Here is a 24,912-nt window from a genome sequence, read left to right as displayed (position 1 = left end):
CCCGGGGAGCGGGAGTGGGGAGCCGGCGGGCCGGGCCAGGGTGGAGCGGGCCGCGCCCGTTCATGGAAGGCCGCCGAAGCGGACCGCGCCCGTTCGCGGAAGCCGCCGGGGCGGAGCCCGTACCGTCGTGCGGGCACGCGGACCCGAACGCGTACCGCTCACCGGACGTCACCCACCGATTACCGATCGGTTCCGATGTTCCTACAGGCCGTGGCCTCAGATGAACGCACCGTAGCCACAGATCCTCCTGGGCCCCTACCGTGGCCGCGTGCACCAACCCTCTCCTCCCTTCGACGCCCCGGCCGCCCGCCGCCTCCGCCAGGCGCTCGGCATGGCGCCGGGACATGTCGCCTACGGCCTGCGGGCCCAGTACGGCCTCCCCGTCTCCCCCGACGCCGTCGCCGCCTGGGAGCGCGGCACCCTCCGGCCGACCGAGCAGGAGCTGACCGCCCTCGCGGGCGTCCTCTGGTGCTCGCCCGCCGACCTGATCGCCGTCGCCTCCACCCTGCGGGAGCACCGCGTGGCGCGCGGGCTCTCCGTGGAGGAGCTGGCCCGCCGGGTGGGCGTCGCCGCGAACGCGTACCGCCGGATGGAGGACGAGGGCAGCTGGAAGGGGACCGAACGGCAGACGGCCACGCTCGCCGAGGTCCTCGGCCTCGGCCCGCGCGCCCTCATCACCGCCACGGGCGGCGGCGAACAGCTCGCGGAGCTGCTGCGGGACGCGGCGACGACCCGCTGGCAGGCGTACGTGAAGCCGGTCGTCCGCATGCTGCCGCTGCCCAAACGGGTGGTGGAGCCGGCCCTCGCCCGGCTGCACTCCGAGTACCACGCCCACATGGCGGCGACCTCCAGCTGGGGCGCCTCGGGCGCGACCGGCGAGGAGGGCCGCGCCTACCTGGAGACGGTCGCCGACCACTTCTGGGCGGCGGTCGGGCACTGAGGCCGCGACGGCCGCAGGTCCCGGCACAAGAAAGGACGAAGGGCCCGCCGTACGGGCCCTTCGCCCTTTCTCTCTCGTGTCCGCGTGTCCGCGCGTCCGCGCGTCCGCCGGTCAGAAGACCGATTCGGCCTCGCGCACCCGGTCCTCCGGGACCGTCTTGAGCCGGGTGACGGCCTCGGCCAGCGGGACCATCTTCACGTCGGTGCCGCGCAGCGCCGTCATGTTGCCGAACTCGCCCCGGTGCACCGCCTCCACCGCGTACCAGCCGAAGCGCGTCGCGAGGACGCGGTCGTACGGGGTCGGGGTGCCGCCGCGCTGGACGTGGCCGAGGATGACCGGGCGGGCCTCCTTGCCGAGGCGGCGCTCCAGCTCGTAGGCGAGGGCGGTGCCGATGCCCTGGAAGCGCTCGTGGCCGAACTGGTCGATCTCGCCCTTGCCGTAGTCCATCGTGCCCTCGGCCGGGTGGGCGCCCTCGGCGACGCAGATGACGGCGAACTTCTTGCCCCGGGCGAACCGCTCCTCGACCATCTTGACCAGGTCGGCCGGGTCGAAGGCGCGCTCGGGCAGGCAGATGCCGTGGGCGCCGCCGGCCATGCCGGACTCCAGGGCGATCCAGCCGGCGTGGCGGCCCATCACCTCGACGACCATCACCCGCTGGTGGGACTCGGCGGTGGTCTTCAGCCGGTCCATCGCCTCGGTGGCGACGCCGACGGCGGTGTCGAAGCCGAAGGTGCGGTCGGTCGACGAGATGTCGTTGTCGATGGTCTTGGGGACGCCCACGACCGGCACGCCCGCGTCGGACAGCATCCGGGCGGCCGTCAGGGTGCCCTCGCCGCCGATCGGGATCAGGGCGTCGAAGCCGCTCTTCTCGACGAGCGCCTTGGCGTTGTCGCAGGCGGCGGCGAAGCGGTCGCGCTCCAGGCGGGAGGAGCCGAGGATGGTGCCGCCGCGGGCGAGGATGCCGCTGACGGCGTTGAGGTCGAGGGGGCGGTAGCGGCCGTCGAGGAGCCCGGCGTAGCCGTCCTCGAAGCCGATGACCTCGTCCCCGTAATGGGTCACCGCCCGGTGCACGACCGACCGGATCACTGCGTTCAGGCCGGGGCAGTCGCCGCCTGCGGTGAGGACTCCGATGCGCATCGTGCTCTGTCTCCTGCTCGGTCGAGGTTCCGTTTGAGCCGTTTCGATTCTCACACGACGGACGCGCCCGGGGCGTTCGCCGCCGCTCCGCGCGCGCCGGGAACGGGGCCGGACGGGGGTCTTTCGTCCCGTCACGGAGGCCCTTCGTACAGCGGGCGACCTACCCAGGTGCGGGGGTATTGTCAAGGGGGTAATGCCACCCTGTCGGCTTCTTTTCGAGATCGAGAGTTGACAGGGGTGACGCAGGGCGAGGGCCGGGCCCCGAGGACGGGCCGGGCCCTCACGCAGGACGGCCCCTCCGAGGGACGGGGCCCCTTCCGCAGGACTGGACAGGAGACCACGGCGTGACGCGCAGCGTGTACGTGACCGGGATCGACCGCGGGGACGGCCGCCAGGTCGTCGAGCTGGGAGTCATGGAACTCCTCACCCGACAGGTGGACCGGGTGGGGGTGTTCCGGCCGCTGGTGCACGACGGCCCCGACCGCCTCTTCGACCTGCTGCGCGCCCGCTACCGGCTCACCCAGGACCCCGCCACGGTCTACGGCATGGACTACCACGAGGCGTCCGCGCTCCAGGCCGAGCAGGGCACCGACGAACTCCTCTCCCGGCTCGTCGACCGCTTCCACGCGGTCGCCCGGGAGTACGAGGTCGTCCTCGTCCTCGGGACCGACTTCGCCGGCACCCAGGTCCCCGACGAGCTGGCGCTCAACGCGCGCCTGGCGAACGAGTTCGGCGCCTCCGTCATCCCGGTCGTCGGCGGCAAGGGCCAGACCGCCGAGTCCGTCCGGGCCGAGACGCGCAACGCCTTCCGCGCCTACGACGGCCTCGGCTGCGACGTCCTCGCGATGGTCGTCAACCGGGTGGCGGGCGAGGACCGCGCCGCCATCGCCGAGCGGCTGTCCGCCCGGCTTCCGGTCCCCTGCTACGTCCTCCCGGACGAGCCGGCGCTCGCCGCGCCGACGGTCGCCCAGATCACCCACGCGCTCGGCGCCACCGTCGTCCTCGGCGACGACGCCGGGCTCGCCCGCGACGCCCTGGACTTCGTCTTCGGCGGCGCGATGCTCCCGAACTTCCTCGCCGCGCTGACCCCCGGCTGCCTGGTCGTCACCCCCGGCGACCGCGCCGACCTGGTCGTCGGCGCGCTCGCCGCCCACTCGGCCGGTACGCCCCCGATCGCCGGCGTGCTGCTCACCCTGGACGAGCGGCCCACCGACGCGGTCCTCACCCTCGCGGCCCGCCTCGCGCCCGGCACCCCGGTGATCTCCGTCCCCGGCAACAGCTTCCCGACCGCCGCCGAACTCTTCGCCCTGGAGGGCAAGCTGAACGCGGCCACCCCGCGCAAGGCGGAGACCGCCCTCGGCCTCTTCGAGCGGCACGTGGACACCTCCGACCTGCTCAAGCGGATCTCGGTGGCGCCCAGCGGCCGGGTCACCCCGATGATGTTCGAGCACGAGCTGCTGGAGCAGGCCAGGGCCGACCGGCGCCGGGTGGTGCTGCCCGAGGGCACCGAGGAGCGGGTGCTGCGCGCCGCCGACGTGTTGATCCGCCGGGACGTCTGCGACCTCACCCTGCTCGGCGACGTCGAGGCGATCCGCAAGAAGGCCGCCGACCTCAGCGTGGACCTGCGGGACACCCAGCTGATCGACCCGCAGACCTCCGAGCTGCGGGACGTCTTCGCCGAGAAGTACGCGGCGCTGCGCGCCCACAAGGGCGTCACGGTGGAGCTGGCGTACGACGTCGTCTCGGACGTGAACTACTTCGGCACCCTGATGGTCCAGGAGGGCCTGGCCGACGGCATGGTCTCCGGCTCCGTGCACTCCACCGCCGCGACCATCCGCCCCGCCTTCGAGATCATCAAGACGAAGCCGGACGCCTCGATCGTCTCCTCGGTCTTCTTCATGTGCCTCGCCGACAAGGTGCTGGTGTACGGCGACTGCGCGGTCAACCCGGACCCGAACGCCGAGCAGCTCGCCGACATCGCCGTGCAGTCGGCCGCCACCGCCGCCCGCTTCGGCGTCGAGCCGCGGATCGCGATGCTCTCGTACTCCACCGGCACCTCCGGCTCCGGCGCCGACGTCGACAAGGTGCGCGAGGCCACCAAGCTGGTCCGCGAGGCGCACCCCGGGCTGCGGATCGAGGGCCCGATCCAGTACGACGCGGCCGTGGAGCCCTCCGTGGCGGCGACCAAGCTGCCGGACTCGGAGGTGGCGGGCCAGGCGACCGTGCTGATCTTCCCGGACCTCAACACCGGCAACAACACGTACAAGGCGGTCCAGCGTTCGGCCGGCGCCGTCGCCGTCGGCCCGGTCCTCCAAGGCCTGCGCAAGCCGGTCAACGACCTCTCGCGCGGCGCCCTCGTCAGCGACATCGTCAACACGGTCGCCATCACGGCGATCCAGTCCCAGGTCCCGACCCCGGCTGAGGAGCTCCCCGCATGACCGGCACCCCCACCCGCGTCCTCGTCCTCAACTCCGGCTCCTCGTCGGTGAAGTACCAGCTGCTCGACATGAGCGACGGCAGCCGGCTCGCCCTCGGCCTGGTGGAGCGGATCGGCGAGGACACCTCCCGGCTCGCCCACACCCCGCTCCAGGGCGGCGGCGGCGAGCCGCGCGAGCGGACCGGTCCGATCCCCGACCACGCGGCGGCGCTGAAGGCGGTCGCCGAGGAACTGGCGGCGGACGGCCTCGGCCTGGACTCCCCCGAACTGGCCGCGATCGGCCACCGGGTGGTGCACGGCGGGCTGCGCTTCACCGAACCGACCGTCATCGACGAGGAGGTGCTCGCCGAGATCGAGCGCCTGGTGCCGGTGGCGCCGCTGCACAACCCGGCGAACCTGCTCGGCATCCGTACGGCGACGGCCCTGCGCCCCGACCTGCCGCAGGTCGCGGTCTTCGACACCGCCTTCCACACCACGATGCCGGAGTCGGCCGCCCGGTACGCGATCGACGTGGCGACCGCCGACGCGCACCGGATCCGCCGCTACGGCTTCCACGGCACCTCGCACGCGTACGTCTCCCGGGCGGCGGCGAAGCTGCTCGGCAAGGAGCCCGAGGAGGTGAACGTGATCGTGCTCCACCTCGGCAACGGCGCCTCCGCCTCGGCGGTCCGCGGCGGCCGCTGCGTGGACACCTCCATGGGCCTGACCCCGCTGGAGGGCCTGGTCATGGGCACCCGCTCCGGCGACATCGACCCGGCGGTCACCTTCCACCTCAAGCGGGTGGCGGGCATGGACGCCGACGAGATCGACGTCCTCCTCAACAAGAAGTCGGGTCTGGTCGGCCTCTGCGGCGACAACGACATGCGCGAGATCCGGCGCCGGGTCGACGAGGGCGACCCGGCGGCGGCGCTCGCCTTCGACATCTACATCCACCGGCTCAAGAAGTACATCGGCGCCTACTACGCGGTCCTCGGGCGCGTCGACGCGGTCGTCTTCACCGCCGGCGTGGGCGAGAACGCGGCGCCGGTACGGGAGGCGGCCATCGCCGGCCTGGAGGAACTGGGCCTCGCGGTGGACGCCGAGCTCAACGCCGTACGGTCCGGCGAGCCGCGGGTGATCTCGCCCGAGTACGCCCGGGTCGCGGTGGCCGTCGTGCCGACCGACGAGGAGCTGGAGATCGCGCGGCAGACCTTCGCGCTGACGGGCGCGCACACGGCGGCCGAAAAAGTTACTCGAACGGCAAACGCCTGAGCGGGTCCCCGCCCATTTGTACTTTCCACCAGCCGGAATATTCCGCAGTGAAACAAACCGATAGGATCCGCCTCATGCGCCGTTCCAAAATCGTCTGCACGCTGGGCCCCGCCGTCGACTCGTACGAGCAGCTGAAGGCTCTCATCGAGGCCGGTATGAACGTGGCCCGTTTCAACATGAGCCACGGGACCCAGGCAGAGCACCAGGAGCGGTACGACCGTCTCCGCAGGGCCTCCGCCGACACCGGCCGCGCCGTCGGTGTGCTGGCCGACCTCCAGGGCCCCAAGATCCGTCTGGAGACCTTCGCCGAGGGTCCGGTCGAGCTGGTCCGCGGGGACGAGTTCACCATCACCACCGAGGACGTCCCCGGCGACAAGTCCATCTGCGGCACCACCTACAAGGGCCTCCCCGGCGACGTCTCCAAGGGCGACCAGGTCCTCATCAACGACGGCAACGTCGAGCTGCGGGTCGTCGAGGTCGAGGGCCCCCGGATCAAGACCGTCGTCATCGAGGGCGGCGTGATCTCCGACCACAAGGGCATCAACCTGCCCGGCGCGGCGGTCAACGTCCCGGCCCTCTCCGAGAAGGACGTCGAGGACCTCCGCTTCGCCCTCCGGATGGGCTGCGACATGGTCGCCCTCTCCTTCGTCCGCGACGCCGCCGACGTCAAGGACGTCCACAAGGTGATGGACGAGGAGGGCCGCCGGGTCCCGGTCATCGCCAAGGTCGAGAAGCCGCAGGCCGTCGAGAACATGGCCGAGGTCGTCGCCGCCTTCGACGCCGTCATGGTGGCCCGCGGCGACCTCGCCGTCGAGTACCCGCTGGAGCGGGTCCCGATGGTGCAGAAGCGCCTCGTCGAGATGTGCCGCCGCAACGCCAAGCCCGTCATCGTCGCCACCCAGATGATGGAGTCGATGATCACCAACTCGCGGCCGACCCGCGCCGAGGCGAGCGACGTCGCCAACGCCATCCTGGACGGCGCCGACGCGGTCATGCTCTCCGCCGAGTCCTCGGTCGGCGCCTACCCGATCGAGACCGTCAAGACGATGTCGAAGATCGTCGCCGCGGCCGAGGAGGAGCTGCTCTCCAAGGGCCTCCAGCCCCTCGTCCCCGGCAAGAAGCCGCGCACCCAGGGCGGCTCGGTCGCCCGCGCGGCCTGCGAGATCGCCGACTTCCTCGACGGCAAGGCGCTGATCGCCTTCACCCAGTCCGGCGACACCGCCCGGCGCCTCTCGCGCTACCGCACCCAGCAGCCGATCCTCGCCTTCACCACGGACGAGGGCACCCGCAACCAGCTCACCCTGAGCTGGGGCGTCGAGTCCTTCCTCGTCCCCTTCGTCGACAACACCGACGCCATGGTCGACCTCGTCGACGCCGAGCTCCTGAAGCTCCAGCGCTACAACGAGGGCGACACCATGGTCATCACCGCCGGCTCGCCCCCCGGCGTCCCCGGCACCACCAACATGGTCCGCGTCCACCACCTGGGCGGCGGCGACCCCGCCTGACGGCCGGAACACGCACGACGGCCTCTCCTCCCGATGGGAGTGAGAGGCCGTCGTCGTTCTGTCGCGGCTCCGGAGCGTACGGGGGTCAGCCCGGTTCGATGGTGTTGCGGAGTTCCTTGACGCGGAGGGTGCCGCCGAACTGGCCGGCCTGCTTCAGCTTCACGTGGGTGAAGAAGACGGCCGGGAGGTCCAGCGGGGGCGGCGACTCGGGGCCGAAGGTGATCGGGATGATGCCGAGGAGGTTGCCCTTCAGCTCCTCCGTGTACATCGTCACCGTGCCGTCGGTGATCGTCGACTCCGAGCCCTTCTTGGAGCGGACGTGGCCGACGCGCCCCTCGGAGTGCTCGGTGATCTGGTGCAGGTCCTTGATCCCGATGTAGGTCGCGGTGAACTTCAGGACCTTCTTGACCTTGCCGCCGTACGTCTTCACCTCGACGATGCCGTGGTACTTCAGGCCGCTGAGCGTGAGCCTGGTGCTCTCCAGGCGCCACGGCTCGTCCGGCAGCAGCGGGATGCCGGGCTCCAGCTCGGCGGCGGCGAGCGCCGCGTCGTCGCGCTCGGGGCACGGGAAGCGGGGCTTGGCCCCGTCGGGTATGTCCGTGTCCGGCTTGGCGTCCAGGCCCTGCGCGCTCTCGGGCAGCTCCTGGACGGGTACGCCCGCCTTCTCCGCCGCCTTCTTGATGGCGGTCTTCGTCTTCTCGGCCGTGTCGGTCTTGGCGGGGGTGTCGGTCTTGGCGGCGGGTGCCTGGGTGGCCGGGGTACCGGTGGCCGGGGCCTGGGTCGCCGGGGGCTGGGTCGCCGGGGCCTGGGTCGCCGGGGTGTCGTCCGCCGTCGCCGCCTTCTGGCGCGGGGCGTCCGTCGTCGCCGAAGGGGTGGGCGTCGGGGTCGGCGTAGCGGTGGCCGACGGGGTCGCCGTGGGCTCCTGCTTCGGGGCCAGTCCGCCGAAGAAGTCCTTGATGGCGTCGCCGACACCCAGCGGGTCCAGCGGGTTGACCGACTTCGTGGGCGTGGGCGTGGGAGTGGCGGTGGTCTTCGGCGCGGTGTCGGCGGCGGGCGCCGCCTCCTGCGCGCCGCCCTGCTCGGGCGCGGACGTGGTCGCGGTTGCGGTCGCGGTCGGCTCCGGGCTCGCCGTGGCGTCCGGCCCGGCCGTCGCGGTCGCGGTGGCCGTCGCGGACGGGGTCGCCGTCGGCTCCGCGGTCGGTCCGGACGGCTTGGTGGCCGTCGCCGTCGGCTCCGGCTTCGCGGTCTCGGTGGCCTTCGCCGTGGGCGTGGCCGTCGTCTCCTCCGCCACCGGCTCGTCGGAGCGGGTCACACAGGGGCCGGGCGCGAAGGGGATGTCCTTCTCGTCGGCCAGTGCGGGGCTGGGCGCGAGGCCCATGCCCACGAACACCGCGGTCGGCATGGCGGCGAGCGCCATCGCCTTGCCCGCGGGGCCCTGGATCCTGTTCAGCAGCGTCTTGCGAGGGGCCGCGTGGCGCGGCCCGCTCCTCGCGACAGTCGGCTGGGTGTCGTCACCCCGCACTGTTCCTCCCGCCCTTGGCGTCGATCGTCGTGTCGGTCGCCTCGCGCTGGTCCGGGACGCCGACCGCCATGACGGTCTCGGTCTCGTCCTCGTGCGCCGGCGCACCGTCGTGCTCCGCCTCCGCCGCGTCCTCGGTCTCCTCGGGCTCCGGCGCGGGCGCCCAGGACGCCGACATGGCACCGCCGATGAGGGCCAGGAGGAACCCGACGACCAGTCCGCCGAAGTTCGACACCGGGATGGAGACGAGGGCCAGGACGATCGCCGCGACACCCGCGAAGACCCGGACGACGGGTTGGAACCACATCGTCAGGCCCAGGGTGATGAGCAGGACGCCGATGATCAGCGCGCCGGCTCCGGCGGTCGTCGCCATGGCGAGGGTGACGTTGCCGAGCCGCATGTCCCCGTACGGCAGATAGGCGATCGGCACTCCGCCCAGCATGGTGAGCAGTCCCGCCCAGAAGGGCCGGGTCTGTCGCCAGACCTGGAACCTGTTTTCCTTCTTGGGGACTTCGCGGGAGGTGAGGGTCTCGGCGCTCATGGAAACAGCTCCCTGGAAGCGGTCTTGCTGAGAAAAGGTGAAGAGGCCGGAGCCCGGCCCCGGTGCAGGTGCGGGCCGCCTGGGCGGCCCGCACCGTGAGGGACCGGATCAGTCCTTGAAGCACTCCGCCGAGGTGCCCCGGTGCAGGGACAGGCTCAGGTTCGGGAGCTTGAAGGTCGCGGCGGTGGTGGCCCACGCCTTCTGGCGGACGTTGCTGAGCTTCGCCGTCTCGGCACGCTGCGCGAAGCCGTTCAGGTTGGCCTTGGTGTTGGACTGGATGCCCGGGCGGCCCGGCAGGACCGTCTTGCCGTCAGGGCCCTTGTCGGCGACCCCCGCCGCGATGCCGATGTCGATGTTGCCGAACTCGGCGTCAGCCTTCAGGTCGGAGACGTCGAGGTACAGGCCCGACGCCTCGACCGGCTTCTTGGAGTCGGTGCCGGCGTTCAGCTGGAGCGTCACGTCACCGACGAACGGGATCTTCGGGGTGACGACCGACTGGCACATCCCGTAGATCTTCGCGGTGTGGAAGCCCGACACGGCGACCGGAGCGGCGAACGGCTCGCCTTCCAGCGTCTTGCCGGAGGCGACGCTCCCGTACTGGACGAACCCCTCACCGACGAGGCTGTCCGCACGAACCTTGAACTCCTGGCCGGAAATGCTGAACGACGCGGCCAGCGCGCCCTGCGCCAGGCCGACACCGATCGCGGCCGTGGCGGCCATGCTCGGGACCATGACGACGGCGAACCGCTTCCATCTGGTCCCGCCACGAACCTGGGACTTCATGAGAATCCTCCTTCTCGGACGTACATCTCCAAGAAGGGCCCGGGGCCCGTCCTGGGATGGGAGAAGAGCTACGTCCTCGGGAAGGAGAGCGCCGAGGCACGAGGAAGCGCGACGCGCGTCCTGATCACCGGCGATCACCCCCGAGCGACAACCATGTGCCGCGCGTACGCACGGCCCGGTGGACAGGTCCTGCCCGGTGGGAGCAGGAACCCCCCTGTCCGATCGGCCGGCCACCCAGGGGCCGCCGGCCCGCCCGGTGGGGACCCTCGCCGCGCGTCCCCTGCGGTTGCCGGGGCGTGCGGTTCGGACCGAGCGTGGCCGATCGTGGTCCATTCCCGGCGCCCGCACAAGGGGTTCATTACTCGCTAGTAACGGATGCGTGACCGCGCCATGGCGCGATGCCGCCGGGTGGGCACACAGGGTGGAGGAACGTGGTGCGGAAAGTCCGTTTATAGGAGTGCGAACCCGGACAGACCCACGGGTTCGATTTACTGCAAGTAACAGCGGCCGCGATTATCAAGATTTGGTAAAGCGCGGCCGCCGATTGTCACCGTGTCGCCAAATCGTCGGACGATCCGGCGCCTTTTCCCGCCCTGAGCAGGCGCTTAGCGCGGGGCGGGGAATTCGGGGCTCAGAACAGCACGCGGGCCAGCGCCTGGCGGGCCGCGATCACCCGCGGGTCCTCCGTGCCGATGACCTCGAACAGCTTCAGGAGCCGCACTCGCGCCGCGTCCCGGTCCTCGCCGAAGGTCCGGCGCACGGTCTCGACCAGCCGCCCGAAGGCGTCCTGGACGTGACCGCCCACCAGGTCCAGGTCGGCGGCGGCGATCTGCGCGGCGACGTCCGTCGGGTTGTCCGCCGCGTTCTTCCGCACTTCCTGCGGGTCCATGCCCTGCACCCGGGCGAGCAGCTCGGCCTGGGCGAGGCCCAGCTTGGCCTCGGGGTGACCGGGGTCGTCGGCCAGGACGTTCCTGTACGCCTGCGCCGCGCCGGCCAGGTCGCCCGCGTCGAGCGCGGTCATGGCCGCCTCCAGGAGGGCGTCGTACGGACCGGCGGCCGGCCGCTCGGCGGGCTCCGCGCCGTCCGCGTCCCGGTCCACGGCGATGCCGGTGAGACCGAAGCGCTCCTCGCCGACCTGGATCAGCTGGTCGAGGGTCTGGCGGATCTGCGCCTCCGGCACCGCGCCCTGGAAAAGGGGCAGTGCCTGACCGGCGACGACCGCGAAAACGGCCGGAATTCCCTGGATGCCGAACTGCTGCATCAGCATCTGGTTGGCGTCGACGTCGATCTTCGCGAGCAGGAAGCGGCCGTCGTACTCCACGGCCAGCCGCTCCAGGAGCGGGCCGAGCTGCTTGCAGGGCTCGCACCACTCGGCCCAGAAGTCGAGGACGACCGGGACCTCGGCGGAGCGCTGGAGCACATCGCGCTCGAAGCCCGCCTCGTCGACGTCGATCACGAGGGCGGAGGGCGGCACCGCCGCGGGCCCGCCGTGCCGGGCGGCCTCGGCGCGCGCCTGCTCCGCCTTCGCCTTGGCCTCTCCGGCCGCCTTCACCGCGGCGAGGTCGACGACGCCGCTCATGGACATGTTTCGGGGCTGCATGGGTACATCCTCCCCCCTCCGCACACCGAACCGGTAAGCCATGGCTGAACAGCGCCCTCCACCGGGGGCGCCCACCGCTCGCCGGGTCCCCACCCGGCGGTCCTGCATGGTTGTCGCTCAGGCAGATCACTGCCTTTCGCTACGGGTCGTAGCGTAATGGCCGGGGCCGGGGCGGAGGGAGCCCCCGGCCGTGAACTGCCTCACATCACGCGCCTCTGGCGCCGTACCTACCGGCGGGTATGGTCGTCGTTCATGTGTAGCCGCACCACCCCACGCACCGGCCGCCCGCGCTCCACGGAGGCCGACGCGGCCATCCTGGAAGCGACCCGCGCGGCCCTGGTGGAGCTGGGCTGGTCCAGAGTCACCATGGGCGACGTCGCGACCAGGGCCGGAGTCGCCAAGACCACCCTGTACCGCCGGTGGGCCAACAAGAACGAGCTGGTCGTCGACGCCGTCGCCGTCCTCTTCGATGAACTCGAACTGCCCGACCTCGGTTCCCTCCAGGCCGACATCGAGCACGTCGTCCTCCAGTTCGCCGGCCTCCTGGAGCGCCCCGAGACCAAGACGGCCCTGATGGCCGTGGTCGCCGAGTCGACCCGGGACGCCCCGCTGCGCGAGCGGATCCGCACCTCGATCGTGGAGCGCCAGAAGCGGCTCGTCCTCGACGGGCGCCGGCGGGCCCAGGAGCGCGGCGAACTCCCCGCCGACCGCGACCCGGTCGTGGTGGACGCCACCGACGACCTGATCTTCGACGTGGTCGCGGGCGCGGTGGTGCACCGGGCGCTGGTGAGCGCCGAGCCGGTGGACGCGGCCTGGGTGAACCGCCTCTCGACCCTCCTGGTCGGGGGTCTGGGAGCGGTGGCGGCGCTCGGCTAGCGTGCCTCCATGATCACTCGTACGGAGATCCGACTCTCCCCCGCGGTACGCGCCCTGCTCGACGACGTGAACCACGCGGTCCTGGCCACGGTCCAGCCCGACGGCTCCCCGCAGACCTCGGTGGTGTGGGTGGGCCGGGACGGGGACGACGTCCTGATCTCCAGCCAGGAGGGCCGCCGCAAGGTCAAGAACATCCGCGCCGACGCCCGGGTCTCCCTCACGCTGCTCGACCGCCACGACCCGGACCGCTACACGGAGATCCGCGGCTCGGCGACGGTCACCGAGGACGAGGGCCGGGCCGTGGCGGTGGCGCTGGCGGAGAAGTACGAGGGGGCGGACGCCGGGCGGGAGTACCGGGAACTGCCGCCGGAGCAGGTCAGGGTGACGCTCCGGATCACCCCGGCGAAGGTGCTGGGCTCGGTCCGCTGAGGCGGGCGGGAAGGGCCGGTACGGAGTGCCGTGCCGGCCCTTCCCGTGACCGTGTTCGCCCGTGCGCGTCAGAAGCCGGCGGGCTCCACGTACACGCCCCACTCCTCGCGGAGCACGTCGCAGATCTCGCCGAGGGTGGCCTCGGCGCGGACCGCGTCGAGCATCGGCGGGATCATGTTGGAGCCGTCCCTGGCCGCCGCCAGCATGGCGTCGAGGGAGGCGCGGACCTTGGCCTCGTCGCGCCGGCCCTTGCGCTCGCCGAGGACCCGGACCTGCTCCCACTCGACCTCGTGGCTGACCCGCAGGATCTCCAGGTCGCCGGTGACGGAGCCGTGGTGGACGTTGACGCCGACGACCCGCTTCTCGCTCTTCTCCAGGGACTGCTGGTAGCGGAAGGCGGACTCGGCGATCTCGCCGGTGAACCAGCCGTCCTCGATGCCGCGCAGGATGCCGGAGGTGATCGGGCCGATCGGGTGCTCGCCGTCCGGGTGGGCCCGGAGCCCGCGCTCCTTGATCCGGTCGAAGATCTTCTCGGCGTCGGCCTCGATGCGGTCGGTGAGCTGCTCGACGTACCAGGAGCCGCCCAGCGGGTCGGCGACGTTGGCGACGCCGGTCTCCTCCATCAGCACCTGCTGGGTGCGGAGCGCGATCTCGGCGGCCTGCGCGCTGGGGAGGGCGAGGGTCTCGTCGAGGGCGTTGGTGTGGAGGGAGTTGGTGCCGCCGAGGACGGCGGAGAGCGCCTCCACGGCCGTGCGCACCACGTTGTTGTACGGCTGCTGCGCGGTGAGCGAGACGCCGGCGGTCTGGGTGTGGAAGCGGAGCCACTGCGCCTTGTCGGTCTCGGCGCCGTACACCTCCTTCATCCAGCGGGCCCAGATCCGGCGGGCGGCGCGGAACTTGGCGATCTCCTCGAAGAAGTCGAGGTGGGCGTCGAAGAAGAAGGAGAGGCCGGGCGCGAAGACGTCGACGTCGAGGCCGCGGGAGAGGCCGAGCTCGACGTAGCCGAAGCCGTCGGCGAGGGTGTACGCCAGCTCCTGCGCGGCCGTCGCCCCGGCCTCGCGGATGTGGTAGCCGGAGACGGAGAGCGGCTTGTACGCGGGGATGCCGGCGGCGCAGTGCTCCATCAGGTCGCCGATGAGGCGCAGGTGCGGCTCGGGCGGGAAGAGCCACTCCTTCTGCGCGATGTACTCCTTGAAGATGTCGGTCTGGAGCGTGCCGTTGAGCACGGCCGGGTCGACGCCCTGGCGCTCGGCGGCGACCAGGTACATGCAGAAGACCGGGACGGCGGGGCCCGAGATCGTCATCGAGGTGGTGACGTCGCCGAGGGGGATGTCCTTGAAGAGGACCTCCATGTCGGCGGCGGAGTCGACGGCGACGCCGCAGTGGCCGACCTCGCCCAGCGAGCGGGGGTCGTCGGAGTCGCGGCCCATGAGGGTGGGCATGTCGAAGGCGACCGAGAGCCCGCCGCCGCCGGCGGCGAGGATCATCTTGTACCGCTCGTTGGTCTGCTCGGCGTTGCCGAAGCCGGCGAACTGGCGGATGGTCCAGGTGCGGCCGCGGTAGCCGGTCGGGTGCAGCCCCCGGGTGAAGGGGTACTCGCCGGGCCAGCCGATGCGCTCGAACCCCTCGTAGGTGTCCCCGGGCCGGGGCCCGTAGACGGGCTCGACGGGGTCCCCGGAGAGCGTGGTGAAGTCGGCGTCGCGCTTGCGGGCCTTGTCGTAGCGGGCCTGCCAGCGCCGGCGCCCTTCCTCGATGGCGTCAGCGTCCATGTCCCAAATTTACTAGGACGTCCTAGTACATGTCGACGAAACACCCCCGCACACCTGTGCGGGGGTGAGGGTCAGACCTTGACGGGCACCGGCTGCGCGCCGCTGACCAGCGGCTTCACCTCGGCGACGACCTTGCGCTCGACGAAGAAGGCGGCGAAGGGGATGGTGCCGGAGAGCAGCAGCCACACGATCCTGCCGAAGGACCAGCGGGCCTTCGAGCCCAGGTCGAAGGCGAAGACCAGGTAGATGATGTACAGGACACCGTGGGTCTGGGAGACCGCGAAGGTCAGGTCCTCGCCGGTGTCGAAGCCGTACTTGGCGACCATGCAGCCGCAGAGCACGAGCAGCATGACGGCGGTCACGTACGCCATGACGCGGTAGCGGGTCAGCACGCTGGATTTCATGCCGTCGAGCGTAACCGGCCACTCCGGGGCGATCTTCGCTGGGGTCAGCCCTCGTCGAAGTCGTGCGCCGCGACCCGCAGGGGGCGGAGCAGGGCGAAGATCTCGGCGCACTCCTCGGAGTCGTACGCGCCCAGACCGAACTCCATCTCCATCAGATCGCGGGTGGCGGACTCGACCACCTCGCGGCCCTTCTCGGTGATGGAGGCGAGCGTGCCGCGCCCGTCGTTGGGGTTGGGGCGCTTGTCGACGAGGCCGGACTTCACCAGGCGGTCCACCGTGTTCGTCACCGAGGTCGGGTGGACCATCAGCCGCTCGCCGATCTTCGACATCGGCAGCTCGCCCGCCTTGGAGAAGGTGAGCAGCACGAGGGCCTCGTAGCGGGCGAAGGTCAGCCCGTACGGCTTGACCACGGCGTCGACCTCGGCCAGCAGGATCTGGTGGGCGCGCATGATCGAGGTGATCGCGGCCATCGAGGGGACCGGGCCCCAGCGCTTCTGCCAGAGTTCGTCGGCGCGGGCGATGGGGTCGAAGGGGAGACTGAGCGGCTTCGGCACGCGTCGACCTTACCCACTGGTCACATGCCGGTCAGCCCTGTCTCACCTTTCGGCCGCCGGACACATGTGTCTCGGCCAGAAGGGCGGCGGGGACGTGTGCGTCTCGGCCAGAAGGGCGGCCGAGACGCGTACCTCTCGTCCGGAGGGGCGGCGGCGCGTACCTCGGCCGGAAGGGCGGCGGAGGCGCACACCTCGGCCAGAGGGGCCGCGGCGGAGGCGCGTGCGTCTCGGCCAGAAGGGCGGTGGGCGGTGTCGCAGCCGAAGGCCGCGTGACCGACATGTGACGATAGCGCCGTCTGTCCGGTTCACCCGCGGGTGGACCCTCGCCCGCACTCCCCTCGTCGCCGACCCCGGGGGCCGGATGTCCCGCCGTACCACCGCCACCGCCACCGCCACCGCCACCTTCGCCCTGCTCGGCGCGCTGCTGCTGACCGCGAGCGGCTGCGCCTCCGAGGAGCCCGCCCCCTCCCCCGTCGGGCCGCCCGCCGCGACGGGGAGCCGGACGCCGGCGCCGAGCGCGGGGTCGCCGTTCTGGGTCGACCCGGAGAGCGACGCGGCCCGGCAGGTGCGCCGGTACGAGGAGCAGGGCCGCGCGGACGACGCCCGGGCGCTGAAGCGGATCGCGGAGCAGCCGGTCGCGGACTGGCCGGCCGGGGACGATCCGGTGCCGGAGATCGTGCGGGCGGTGCGGGGGGCGGCGGCGCAGGACCGGACGGCGGTCTTCGTGGCGTACAACATCCCGCACCGGGACTGCGGCATGTACTCGGCGGGCGGGGCGCGGGACGGGCAGGCGTACCTGGCGTGGGTGGACGCCTTCGCGTCGGCGATCGGCGACGCCTCGGCGGTGGTGGTGCTGGAGCCGGACGCGGTGCCGCACATGGTGGACGGCTGCACCCCGGCGCAGTACCACGAGGAGCGGTCGCGGCTGCTGACGGAGGCGGTGGAGCGGCTGAAGCGGCAGCCGGGCACCCGGGTCTATCTGGACGCGGGGAATCCGGCGTGGATCGACGATCCGGGGAAGCTGGTGGAGCCGCTGCGGCGGGCGGGGATCTCCCGGGCGGACGGATTCTCGCTGAACGTGTCGAACTTCCAGACCAACGCGGCGGTGCGGGAGTTCGGGGCGACCCTGTCGGGGCTGCTCGGCGGGATGCACTTCACGATCGACACGAGCCGGAACGGCGCCGGCCCCCTCCCGGGGGACCGGGCGGAGGCGTGGTGCAATCCCCCGGGCCGGTCGCTCGGCGTGCCGCCGACGGACCGGACCGGGGACGCGCTGGTGGACGCGTATCTGTGGATCAAGCGTCCGGGGGATTCGGACGGGCCGTGCCGGGGCGGGCCGGCCGCGGGGACATGGTGGCCGGAGTACGCCCTCGGGCTCGCCCGGCGCGCGGGGTCCTGACCGGGCCTCAGTCCGCCTTCACCTGGATCCAGGTGGCCTCGGAGGGGATGCCGGCGTCGTCGGTGACGAAGAGCATGTACCAGCCGGGCGGGACGAGGGTGGGGTCGGCCGGGGCGTCCACGGTGACCGTGAGCCCGTCCTTGCCCTTCGTCAGGTCCAGGGCGATCGAGCGCTGCTCGACGTCGGTGGTGTGGGTGACGGCGCTGGGCCGCATCAGCCGGGCCTTGGCGATCCGGCCGGCGTCCTTGGTCCTGAAGGTGGCGCGGCCGTTCCGGTCGAGCTCCCGGGGGCCCTCGCCGAGGGCCGGGCGGTCGGCGCCGGCCCGGTGCAGGTAGGGCGGGGTGAAGACCTCGATGCGCTGCTCGAAGGTGCCGAGCTTGGTGTCGTCCTTGTCGGCGAAGAGCGGGTCGGAGCCGAAGGTGGCGACCCGTCCGTCGGGCAGCAGCAGTGCCTCCGAGTGGTAGTTGCGGCCGACGGTGGGGTCGGCGGCGGCGGCGAAGGCGTTGGTGGCGGGGTCGTAGAACTGGGCCTTGAGGATGTCGCTGCCGCCGCGGCCGCGGTAGTCGCGGGAGCCGCCGGTGGTGAAGACGGTGTCGTCGGGGAGCAGCACGCTGTTGAGGTAGCGGGTGCCCTGCGGGAGGGCGGGGCCGTCCCGGAAGACCGGGCTGTCGGTGGAGAGGTCGACGATGGAGGTGCGGGCGGTGGACTTGGCGGACTCGCCGACGCCTCCGCCGCCGAGGACCATGACCTTCTGGGCCTGTGCCGGGGGCAGGATCAGGGAGGCGGAGGTCTCCAGCTGGTCGGGGTCGGTGAGGCCGGGCAGGGCGGTGAAGGTGTTGGTCCTCAGGTCCCAGAGGCCGGGGGCGCGGCCCTTCTCGGCGGGGCCGTAGCCGGCGTTGGAGCCGGTGTAGAGGAGCTTGCCGCCCTTGGTGAGGAAGAGCGAGGGGTAGGTGGGGAAGTAGCGGAAGGGGCCCTTGGTCCACTTCTTGGTCTTCGGGTCGTAGATCTCGTTGTCGCCGGGGACGACGTCGCCGACGTCGTTGAGTCCGGAGACGGCGAGGACCTTGCCGTCCTGGAGGCCGACGAGGGTGGGGTACCAGCGGGCGTCCTTCATGGGGGCGACCGGGATGTACTTCTCGGCCCTGGGGTCGAACTCGTAGGCGGCCTTGATGCCCTGGAAGTCCTGCTTCTCGGTGGTGAGTTTCTGGGCGAGGCCGTAGACGTTGTCGGCGTCCTTGCCCTTGAGGCCGACGATCTCGTACTGGGCGGCCTGGGTGGTGAGGCCCCGCGGGCCCTCCTCGACGGCCTCGACGAAGACGCGGGCCTCGGCGGCGGTCACCTTGGTCTGCCAGGGCTTCATCTGGCCGCTCTTGAAGTACGAGATCTCGAACTCGCGCTTCGCCTTGGGGACGGTGACGTCGGTGGTGGTGACGTACTCGACGCCGGAGGGTGAGCGGAAGACGGTGCCCTTCTTCAGGGTGACGGCCTTGTCGGGGCTCTCGTTCTTGACCCGCATGCCGCCGCCGGCCTTCGTCACCCCGCCGTCGAGGATCTCGTAGCGGGCGGTGCCGCCGGCGACCAGGAGGCGTCCGTCGGGGAGCTGGCTGTGGCCCGCGCAGAAGAAGTCCTCGGGGGTGGGGATCTTCTTGAAGGTGTTCTTCACCGGGTCCCACAGGACGGTGTCGAAGGTCCCGGCGTCGAAGTTCTTCTGGTTGTTGCCGGAGCCGGCGATCAGCAGCACCTTGCCGGTGTGGAGGAGGGCGGCGTGGATGGCGTTGACGCGGGCCCCGTCGGGGACGGAGACCCCGCCCCAGGAGCCGTACCTCTTCTTGTAGCCGGGCTGGGCGATCTTGTAGGCGTGGTACTTCTCCGAGGCGAAGGTGACGGCGGCGGGGGCGTTGAGCGCGGCGAGGACGAGGACGGCGCCGCTGCCGAGCAGGGTCTTCTTGAACTTCTTGGACGGCCGGTACGCCATGGGTCAGTTCCCTCCGGTCGTGGGCGCCGTGGTCGCGGGCGGGTGCGGGGGAAGGGGCGGGAGCGGCGGTACGGCGCGCAGCTCGATCCCGGTCCTGGCGAGGGCGAGACGGCGTTCACGGGTCCTGGCGCGGGCCTGGGCGCGGACCGCGCGGACCCGCCGGCCGCGCAGCAGGCTCCAGGCCCAGAGGGTGACCGGGGCGAGCGTGATGACGAGGGCGAGGACCGCCCAGGTGCGCATGGCCGCGTGGGTGTGGTCGTAGCGGACCGAGGCCGCCAGGGAGGCGACGAGGACGACCGCCCAGAAGAGGTGGAGGCGGAAGGTGAGGAGCCGGTCCGGGCTGGCGGCGCCGCCCTTGGGGGTGACGACGAAGCGGCCTCGGGTTCGCAGCAGCGCGGAGCCGAGGGACGTGAGGTAGACGGGCGCGGAGAGCGCGGACATCGCCATGCCGGCGAGGCCGCCGGAGCCCTCCGGCTCGTGCGGGGAGACGTTGTGGCGGCGGTTCCAGAGGTAGAGGCCGATCTGGAGGGCGACGGCGTCGCTGTAGATCATGAGCCAGACCTGGGAGGAGACCTGGGTGCCGGAGGCGCCGAGCCACAGGTAGAGGACGCAGCTGAGGATGCCGAGGAGCCAGTTGACGGCCGTCATGGGGTAGTAGACGAGCATCAGCGTGTAGTGGAGGAGGCGGCCGGGCGGCATGGAGAACGGCGCCTTCCAGTACTGCTTGAGGATCGTCTCGTAGGTGCCGCGGGACCAGCGGAGCTGCTGGCTGAAGAAGTCGGTCCAGGAGGCCGGGCCCTCGCCGACGGCGAGGACGTCGGGGGTGTAGACGGAGCGCCAGCGCCGGCCGGTGACCGGGTTCCTGCGGCGGTGCAGTTCGAAGCCGGTGGCCATGTCCTCGGTGATGGAGTCGTACAGGCCGCCGATCTGCTGCAGGGCGGCGATCCGGACGACGTTGTTGGTGCCGACGAACATGGGGGCGCGGTAGCGGTTGCCCGCGCGCTGGATCAGGGCGTGGAAGAGGAACTGCTGGGACTCGGCGGCCTTGGTGACGGCTCCGGTGTAGTTGCCGTAGACCTGCGGTCCGACGACGAAGGCGACGTCGGGGTCGCGGAAGTAGCCGAGCATCCGCTCCAGGAAGTCGGGGAGCGGGACGTGGTCGGTGTCGACGGAGGCGAAGACGTCGTAGCCGTCGCCGTGCCGGGCGAGCCAGGCGTTGTAGTTGCCGTGCTTGGTCTTCGCCTTGTGCGGGCCCTTGCGGCGGTTCCACTCCGGGACGCCGGCCCGGCTGAAGTGGCGGACGCCGAGTTCGGCGCAGAGGGCCTTGGCCTCCTCGGAGTCGCCCTCGTCGAGGAGCCAGACGTGGAGGGTGCCGTCGTGCCGCATGCCGACGGCGGCCTCCAGGGTCCTGCGGACCATGGCGAGGGGTTCCTTGCCGGGCACGTACGTGGTGAGGAAGGCGACCCGGGTGCCCTTCGCGGGGTACACCGGGACGGGGTCCCGGGCGACCATGGTGGCGTGGGCGATGGAGGTGACGTTCACCAGCATGAAGAGGCAGATGAGGCCGATCGACACGAGCATCACCGTGTCGTAGGGCACCCGCCAGGCGTCGTCGCCCTCGCGGACGGTCCAGTGGGTGGGCCAGACGAGGTAGGCCAGGAGCAGCGCGGAGAGCAGCGGCGCGAGGGCCATGAGGAGGACGGCGCGTATTCGGTGCGGCTCCTTCGAGAGCAGACTCGTGTACCGCACCTGGTACGCCGCCGTGTCCGGTTCCGTGAGGGGACCGGCGAGTCGGCTGTAGGTGTCGTAGTCGTAGCCTCCCGGCCGCACGGTGCCTCCAGCTGTCGTCGAACGGGTCGATATCCTCACGAAAGGGGACATCGTCCGGCGTGTCGACTGGAGTACTCCGAGTGAGGGTGTTCTAGCTGCCGCGTCCACCCGATCGACGCAGTGTGTACGCGACGGCTTTGCGCGCGACCGGGTTCAGGGCCTCGACGGCGGCGAGCAGCGCGCCGAGCTGCTCCAGCGCGGCGAGCGCCGCCTCGGCGCCGTCCGGGTCGACGCCCTCGTACAGTTCGAGCCCGACGAAGGAGGCGGCGACGGCCCTGGCCAGTCCCGCGGGGTCGGTGAAGCCGTCCAGCGGGCCGCCGGCGAGCACCCGCCGGAGGACCTGCTCGATCTCCTCGATCCACAGGTCGAGCCCGGCGGCGGTGGCCGGGGCGAGCCGGGGGTGGTTCCGGGCGCCGGCGAGCAGCTGGGCGAGGACGGTGACGTGCCCGGCGTCCCGCTCCTCGTCGTGCATCGCGCGCCCGAAGGCGAGCAGTTCGTCGAGGCCGGTGACGGCCCTGAGCCGGTCGCGGTGGCGGGCGACCCGCTGTTCGGCGCCGCGCCGGCAGGCGGCGGCGAGGAGGTCGTCGACCGAACCGAAGTGGTAGAAGACGAGCGCCTGGTTGACGCCTGCGGCGGTGGCGACGGACCGGGCGGAGGTGCCGGCGATCCCGTGCTCCGCGAGGGACCTCAGGGCCCCGTCGAGCAGCTTCTCGCGGGTCTCCCGCCCCTTGGCGTCCCGCGCCCCCCGCGCCTTCTCCTCCAGGCTCACGCCCGCCCCTCCTCGCGTACGGGTCCCGCCCCCGAGCCCCGGTGCGGCCACGCGCACGTCCGGCCGCCGCCGGCCCGGTGGCGCTCCCCCGCGGAGACACCGGCGCCGGCGACGGCCGGGAACGGGAACACGCTGTGGATCCCCACGACCGTTCCCCCGTCTTGAGCGACTGCTCAAGGAAGACGTTATCCGATGTCGATCATTCGCTCAAAGCGCCGGCGGGCGGGGGCCGCCGCACGCGCGCGGCGAGAGAGCCGCACGCGCGCAGCGAAAAGCCCCCGGCGCGGTGCCGGGGGCTCGTAAGGGCCTCGTCTCAGGCGCCGAGATGGCGCTCCACGGTCTCGACCTTGGCGGTGAGGCCGTCGGTGACGCCGGGCCGGATGTCGGCCTTGAGGACGACGGAGACGCGCGGGGCGCGCGCCTCGACGGCGGCGACGGCCCGCTTCACGACGTCCATCACCTCGTCCCACTCGCCCTCGATGGACGTGAACATGGCGTCGGTGCGGTTCGGGAGGCCGGACTCGCGGACGACGCGGACGGCGTCGGCGACGTACTCGCCGACCTCCTCCCCCACTCCGAGCGGGGTGACCGAGAACGCGACGATCACGCCTTCACCGCGCCCTCGGCGGCCTCGGCGCGGGCGCGCGAGGCGATGACGGCCGCGTCGGCCTCGGCCTTCAGCTTGCGGTCGGCGAAGAAGCCGCCGAAGGGCACGACGGAGAGGACGAAGTAGACGGCGGCGGTGCCGAAGCTCCACTTGGTGCGGTTCCAGGCGTCCAGCCAGAAGAGCACGTACAGCACGAAGAGCACGCCGTGGACGGCGCCCATGACCGGCACCGCGTTGAAGTCCGTGGTCCGCTTGAGCACCGAGCAGACCAGCAGGAGCAGGAAGGACACGGCCTCGGGGGCGGAGACGAGCCGGAGGCGGTGGAGCGAGGAAGCGGTCTTGAGGTCCACGGAGGGGTCACCTTCGTTTCGAGCCGATGATGCGGGCCGGAGGCGGGCTGCCGGGCGCGATCTTGTGAACGGATGCACAAGGGCGGGCGGATCCATTGTGCACGCCGTCTTTGCAGTCCCTTTAACCGGGTCCCCGCTACCTTCGGCCCGTGGCTACGTTCCGACTCCAGGGCAGCAAGGTGCTCGCCGTGACGATGACCGGCGACGCCGTCAAGGCGAAGAACGGCTCGATGGTCGCCTACGACGGGCAGATGGCGTTCAAGAAGATGAGCGGCGGCGGTGAGGGCCTGCGCGGCATGGTCACCCGGCGCCTGACCGGCGAACAGATGGAGGTGATGGAGGTCAAGGGCCAGGGGACCTGCTGGTTCGCCGACCGGGCCTCCGAGATCAACCTGGTCCAGCTGCACGGCGACAAGCTGTGGGTCGAGGCGAGCAACCTGCTCTGCGCCGACGCCGGGCTGCGCACCGGCACCACCTTCACGGGGATGCGCGGCGGCGCGACCGGCAACGGCCTCTTCACCACCACGGTGGAGGGGACCGGGCAGGCGGCCATCATGTCCGACGGCCCGGCGACCGTGCTCCGGGTGACCCCGCAGTACCCGCTGTCGGTCGACCCCGGCGCGTACATCGCCCACCAGGGCAACCTCCAGCAGCACTTCCAGTCGGGCGTGACCTTCCGCACGCTGCTCGGCGAGGGCGGCGGCGAGGCGTTCCAGATCCGGTTCGAGGGCGACGGCCTCGTCTACGTCCAGCCCAGCGAGCGCAACACGATCGGAGGGGACGTCTAGTGCCGTTCCGCGAGGTCAACTCCAAGATGATCGAGGCGACCGTGGTGCCCGGGCAGCGCCTCTTCAGCCAGCGCGGCGCCATGCTCGCGTACCGCGGGAACGTCACGTTCACGCCGAACGTGACGGGCGGCCAGGGCGGTCTGATGTCGATGATCGGCCGCCGGGTGGCCGGCGAGGCGACACCGCTGATGACCGTGGAGGGCAGCGGCACGGTGATGTTCGGGCACGGCGGCCACCACATCCAGGTGATCGCGCTGACCGGCGACACGCTCTACGTGGAGGCGGACCGGCTGCTCGCCTTCGACGGCACGCTGGAGCAGGGCACGATGTTCATGGGCTCGCAGGGCGGCGTCATGGGCATGGTCCGCGGCCAGGTGACCGGCCAGGGCCTCTTCACCACCACCCTCAAGGGCCACGGCTCGGTGGCGGTCATGGCGCACGGCGGGGTGATCGAGCTGCCGATCACGCCGGGCCGCCCGGTCCACGTCGACCCCCAGGCGTACGTGGCCCACCACGGCGACGTGCGCAACAAGCTCTCGACCGCGCTGGGCTGGCGCGACATGGTGGGCCGCGGCTCCGGCGAGGCGTTCCAGCTGGAGCTGAGCGGCAGCGGTGCGGTGTACGTCCAGGCGTCGGAGGAGAAGCTGTGACCACCCCTGTCATCCACGATCCGCACACCCTGCCGTCGGACGACAACGTCAACGCGTACACCTTCTGCGTCGAGCTGAAGGGCTCCCCCTGGTTCCTCCAGAAGGGGAAGATGATCGCCTACTACGGGCGGATCGAGTTCAACGGCATCGGGCACGGCCGGCTCGACCGGCTGGTGCGGACCGCCTTCCACTCGCCGCTGCACGCGAGCGACTGGGTGGTCGCCGAGGGCACCGGCAAGATGCTGCTGGCGGACCGGGCCTTCGACGTGAACTCGTACGACCTGGACGAGGGCAATCTGACGATCCGGTCCGGGAACCTGCTGGCCTACCAGCCGACGCTGGCGCTGAAGCAGTCGATCGTGCCGGGCTTCGTGACCCTCATCGGCTCCGGCACGTTCGTGGCCGCGTCCAACGGGCCGGTGGTCTTCATGGAGCCGCCGCTGCGGGTGGACCCGCAGGCCCTGGTCGGCTGGGCGGACTGTCCCTCCCCCTGTCATCATTACGACCACGCCTACCTGACGGGCGTGATGGGCGGCGTACGGGCCCTGACCGGCATCGGGGGCTCGTCCGGCGAGGAGCACCAGTTCGAGTTCGTCGGCGCGGGCACGGTGCTGCTCCAGTCGACGGAGCTGCTGATGGCGGAGCGGAACATCGGCGGGCCGCCGGCCCAGGCCGGGGTGCCGGGCGGGCACGCCGGGCATGGTTCCGGCCAGGCGGCGCAGGGGGCGGTACCGCGCCTTCCCGGCCAGCTCGGAGACTTGCAGCGGCGCTTCGGGCTGTGAGCGGTAGTCTGCGGAGC

At 71.7% G+C, this 24,912-nt stretch carries 23 protein-coding genes; 10 read left to right on the top strand and 13 right to left on the bottom strand.

Annotated elements, in window-relative coordinates:
• The first annotated feature begins 331 nt into the window (after positions 1–331).
• The gene (locus tag ACIGHB_RS17530; RefSeq protein WP_360310708.1) at positions 332–940 is read left to right on the top strand and encodes a helix-turn-helix domain-containing protein; all 609 of its coding nucleotides are present in this window, start codon (positions 332–334) and stop codon (positions 938–940) included.
• Positions 941–1,051: 111 nt separating this feature from the next.
• Here the strand turns inward: ACIGHB_RS17530 and ACIGHB_RS17525 are convergent, their stop codons facing one another.
• Positions 1,052–2,077: a 6-phosphofructokinase gene (locus ACIGHB_RS17525; protein ID WP_360310630.1), complete on the bottom strand. Its 1,026-nt coding sequence runs from the start codon at positions 2,075–2,077 to the stop codon at positions 1,052–1,054.
• Positions 2,078–2,421: 344 nt separating this feature from the next.
• Here ACIGHB_RS17525 and pta point away from each other — a divergent pair, with 344 nt between their 5' ends.
• The 3 genes from pta (at position 2,422) to pyk (ending at position 7,270) form a co-directional block, all read left to right on the top strand.
• Complete coding sequence (gene pta / locus ACIGHB_RS17520; protein ID WP_360310632.1) at positions 2,422–4,515, top strand: phosphate acetyltransferase; 2,094 nt, start codon at positions 2,422–2,424, stop codon at positions 4,513–4,515.
• Positions 4,512–5,765, top strand: a complete 1,254-nt coding sequence (locus ACIGHB_RS17515) for an acetate kinase (protein ID WP_360310634.1) — start codon at positions 4,512–4,514, stop codon at positions 5,763–5,765. Before pta ends, ACIGHB_RS17515 begins: the two co-directional genes overlap by 4 nt.
• Positions 5,766–5,839: 74 nt before the next feature.
• Complete coding sequence (pyk, locus tag ACIGHB_RS17510) at positions 5,840–7,270, top strand: pyruvate kinase (protein WP_399913972.1); 1,431 nt, start codon at positions 5,840–5,842, stop codon at positions 7,268–7,270.
• 85 nt (positions 7,271–7,355) lie between these two features.
• Here the strand turns inward: pyk and ACIGHB_RS17505 are convergent, their stop codons facing one another.
• The 4 genes from ACIGHB_RS17505 to ACIGHB_RS17490 form a co-directional block, all read right to left on the bottom strand.
• Positions 7,356–8,792, bottom strand: a complete 1,437-nt coding sequence (locus ACIGHB_RS17505; RefSeq protein ID WP_399913969.1) for a hypothetical protein — start codon at positions 8,790–8,792, stop codon at positions 7,356–7,358.
• Complete coding sequence (locus ACIGHB_RS17500; protein ID WP_399913966.1) at positions 8,782–9,330, bottom strand: DUF6114 domain-containing protein; 549 nt, start codon at positions 9,328–9,330, stop codon at positions 8,782–8,784. The genes ACIGHB_RS17505 and ACIGHB_RS17500 overlap by 11 nt, the downstream gene beginning before the upstream one ends.
• Positions 9,331–9,438: 108 nt before the next feature.
• Positions 9,439–10,113 carry a DUF6230 family protein gene (locus tag ACIGHB_RS17495; RefSeq protein WP_399913963.1) on the bottom strand — a complete coding sequence of 225 codons (675 nt, stop codon included), beginning with the start codon at positions 10,111–10,113 and terminating at the stop codon, positions 9,439–9,441.
• Between the two features lie 631 nt (positions 10,114–10,744).
• Positions 10,745–11,713: a tetratricopeptide repeat protein gene (locus ACIGHB_RS17490; protein WP_360310650.1), complete on the bottom strand. Its 969-nt coding sequence runs from the start codon at positions 11,711–11,713 to the stop codon at positions 10,745–10,747.
• Between the two features lie 252 nt (positions 11,714–11,965).
• Between ACIGHB_RS17490 and ACIGHB_RS17485 the strand changes: the two genes are divergently transcribed.
• Positions 11,966–12,589, top strand: a complete 624-nt coding sequence (locus tag ACIGHB_RS17485; RefSeq protein ID WP_360310652.1) for a TetR/AcrR family transcriptional regulator — start codon at positions 11,966–11,968, stop codon at positions 12,587–12,589.
• 9 nt (positions 12,590–12,598) lie between these two features.
• A complete protein-coding gene (locus tag ACIGHB_RS17480) occupies positions 12,599–13,018 on the top strand; it encodes a PPOX class F420-dependent oxidoreductase (protein ID WP_360310654.1) in 420 nt (139 codons plus the stop codon).
• Between the two features lie 68 nt (positions 13,019–13,086).
• On the opposite strand, the gene ACIGHB_RS17475 is transcribed toward ACIGHB_RS17480, so the two are convergent.
• The 3 genes from ACIGHB_RS17475 to ACIGHB_RS17465 form a co-directional block, all read right to left on the bottom strand.
• Positions 13,087–14,787 (bottom strand): methylmalonyl-CoA mutase family protein, encoded by a 1,701-nt coding sequence (locus ACIGHB_RS17475; protein WP_360310656.1) that lies wholly within the window; start codon positions 14,785–14,787, stop codon positions 13,087–13,089.
• A 71-nt stretch (positions 14,788–14,858) separates the two neighbouring features.
• Positions 14,859–15,191, bottom strand: coding sequence for a DUF3817 domain-containing protein (locus ACIGHB_RS17470; protein WP_360310658.1), 333 nt, complete (start codon positions 15,189–15,191; stop codon positions 14,859–14,861).
• 44 nt (positions 15,192–15,235) lie between these two features.
• Positions 15,236–15,745, bottom strand: coding sequence for a MarR family transcriptional regulator (locus ACIGHB_RS17465; protein ID WP_360310660.1), 510 nt, complete (start codon positions 15,743–15,745; stop codon positions 15,236–15,238).
• Between the two features lie 361 nt (positions 15,746–16,106).
• Here ACIGHB_RS17465 and ACIGHB_RS17460 point away from each other — a divergent pair, with 361 nt between their 5' ends.
• On the top strand, positions 16,107–17,144 hold the full coding sequence (locus ACIGHB_RS17460) for a glycoside hydrolase family 6 protein (RefSeq protein WP_399913956.1): 1,038 nt from the start codon (positions 16,107–16,109) through the stop codon (positions 17,142–17,144).
• A gap of 7 nt (positions 17,145–17,151) precedes the next feature.
• On the opposite strand, the gene ACIGHB_RS17455 is transcribed toward ACIGHB_RS17460, so the two are convergent.
• The 5 genes from ACIGHB_RS17455 to ACIGHB_RS17435 all read right to left on the bottom strand — a co-directional run bounded on the left by ACIGHB_RS17455 (position 17,152) and on the right by ACIGHB_RS17435 (position 22,675).
• Positions 17,152–19,119 carry a galactose oxidase-like domain-containing protein gene (locus ACIGHB_RS17455; protein WP_399913953.1) on the bottom strand — a complete coding sequence of 656 codons (1,968 nt, stop codon included), beginning with the start codon at positions 19,117–19,119 and terminating at the stop codon, positions 17,152–17,154.
• Between the two features lie 3 nt (positions 19,120–19,122).
• Positions 19,123–20,949: a glycosyltransferase family 2 protein gene (locus tag ACIGHB_RS17450; protein WP_399913950.1), complete on the bottom strand. Its 1,827-nt coding sequence runs from the start codon at positions 20,947–20,949 to the stop codon at positions 19,123–19,125.
• Between the two features lie 91 nt (positions 20,950–21,040).
• Positions 21,041–21,718, bottom strand: a complete 678-nt coding sequence (locus ACIGHB_RS17445) for a TetR/AcrR family transcriptional regulator (protein ID WP_360310667.1) — start codon at positions 21,716–21,718, stop codon at positions 21,041–21,043.
• A gap of 313 nt (positions 21,719–22,031) precedes the next feature.
• A complete protein-coding gene (locus tag ACIGHB_RS17440) occupies positions 22,032–22,325 on the bottom strand; it encodes an MTH1187 family thiamine-binding protein (RefSeq protein WP_043219759.1) in 294 nt (97 codons plus the stop codon).
• Positions 22,322–22,675, bottom strand: a complete 354-nt coding sequence (locus ACIGHB_RS17435; RefSeq protein WP_388871470.1) for a DUF3817 domain-containing protein — start codon at positions 22,673–22,675, stop codon at positions 22,322–22,324. Before ACIGHB_RS17435 ends, ACIGHB_RS17440 begins: the two co-directional genes overlap by 4 nt.
• 149 nt (positions 22,676–22,824) lie before the next feature.
• On the opposite strand from ACIGHB_RS17435, the gene ACIGHB_RS17430 reads away from it, so the two are divergent.
• Genes ACIGHB_RS17430 through ACIGHB_RS17420 form a run of 3 tightly spaced genes read left to right on the top strand, consistent with a single transcriptional unit; the run spans position 22,825 to position 24,895 of the window.
• Complete coding sequence (locus ACIGHB_RS17430; RefSeq protein ID WP_360310672.1) at positions 22,825–23,463, top strand: AIM24 family protein; 639 nt, start codon at positions 22,825–22,827, stop codon at positions 23,461–23,463.
• Positions 23,463–24,113 carry an AIM24 family protein gene (locus tag ACIGHB_RS17425; RefSeq protein WP_360310674.1) on the top strand — a complete coding sequence of 217 codons (651 nt, stop codon included), beginning with the start codon at positions 23,463–23,465 and terminating at the stop codon, positions 24,111–24,113. The genes ACIGHB_RS17430 and ACIGHB_RS17425 overlap by 1 nt, the downstream gene beginning before the upstream one ends.
• A complete protein-coding gene (locus ACIGHB_RS17420) occupies positions 24,110–24,895 on the top strand; it encodes an AIM24 family protein (protein WP_399913945.1) in 786 nt (261 codons plus the stop codon). The genes ACIGHB_RS17425 and ACIGHB_RS17420 overlap by 4 nt, the downstream gene beginning before the upstream one ends.
• Positions 24,896–24,912 lie beyond the last annotated feature (17 nt).

The sequence above is a fragment of the Streptomyces sp. NPDC085460 genome (genome assembly GCF_044541975.1).
Taxonomy (GTDB): Bacteria; Actinomycetota; Actinomycetes; order Streptomycetales; family Streptomycetaceae; genus Streptomyces.
The sequence above is the reverse complement of the archived record's forward strand: the minus strand, read 5'-3'. Positions and strand labels throughout refer to the sequence as shown.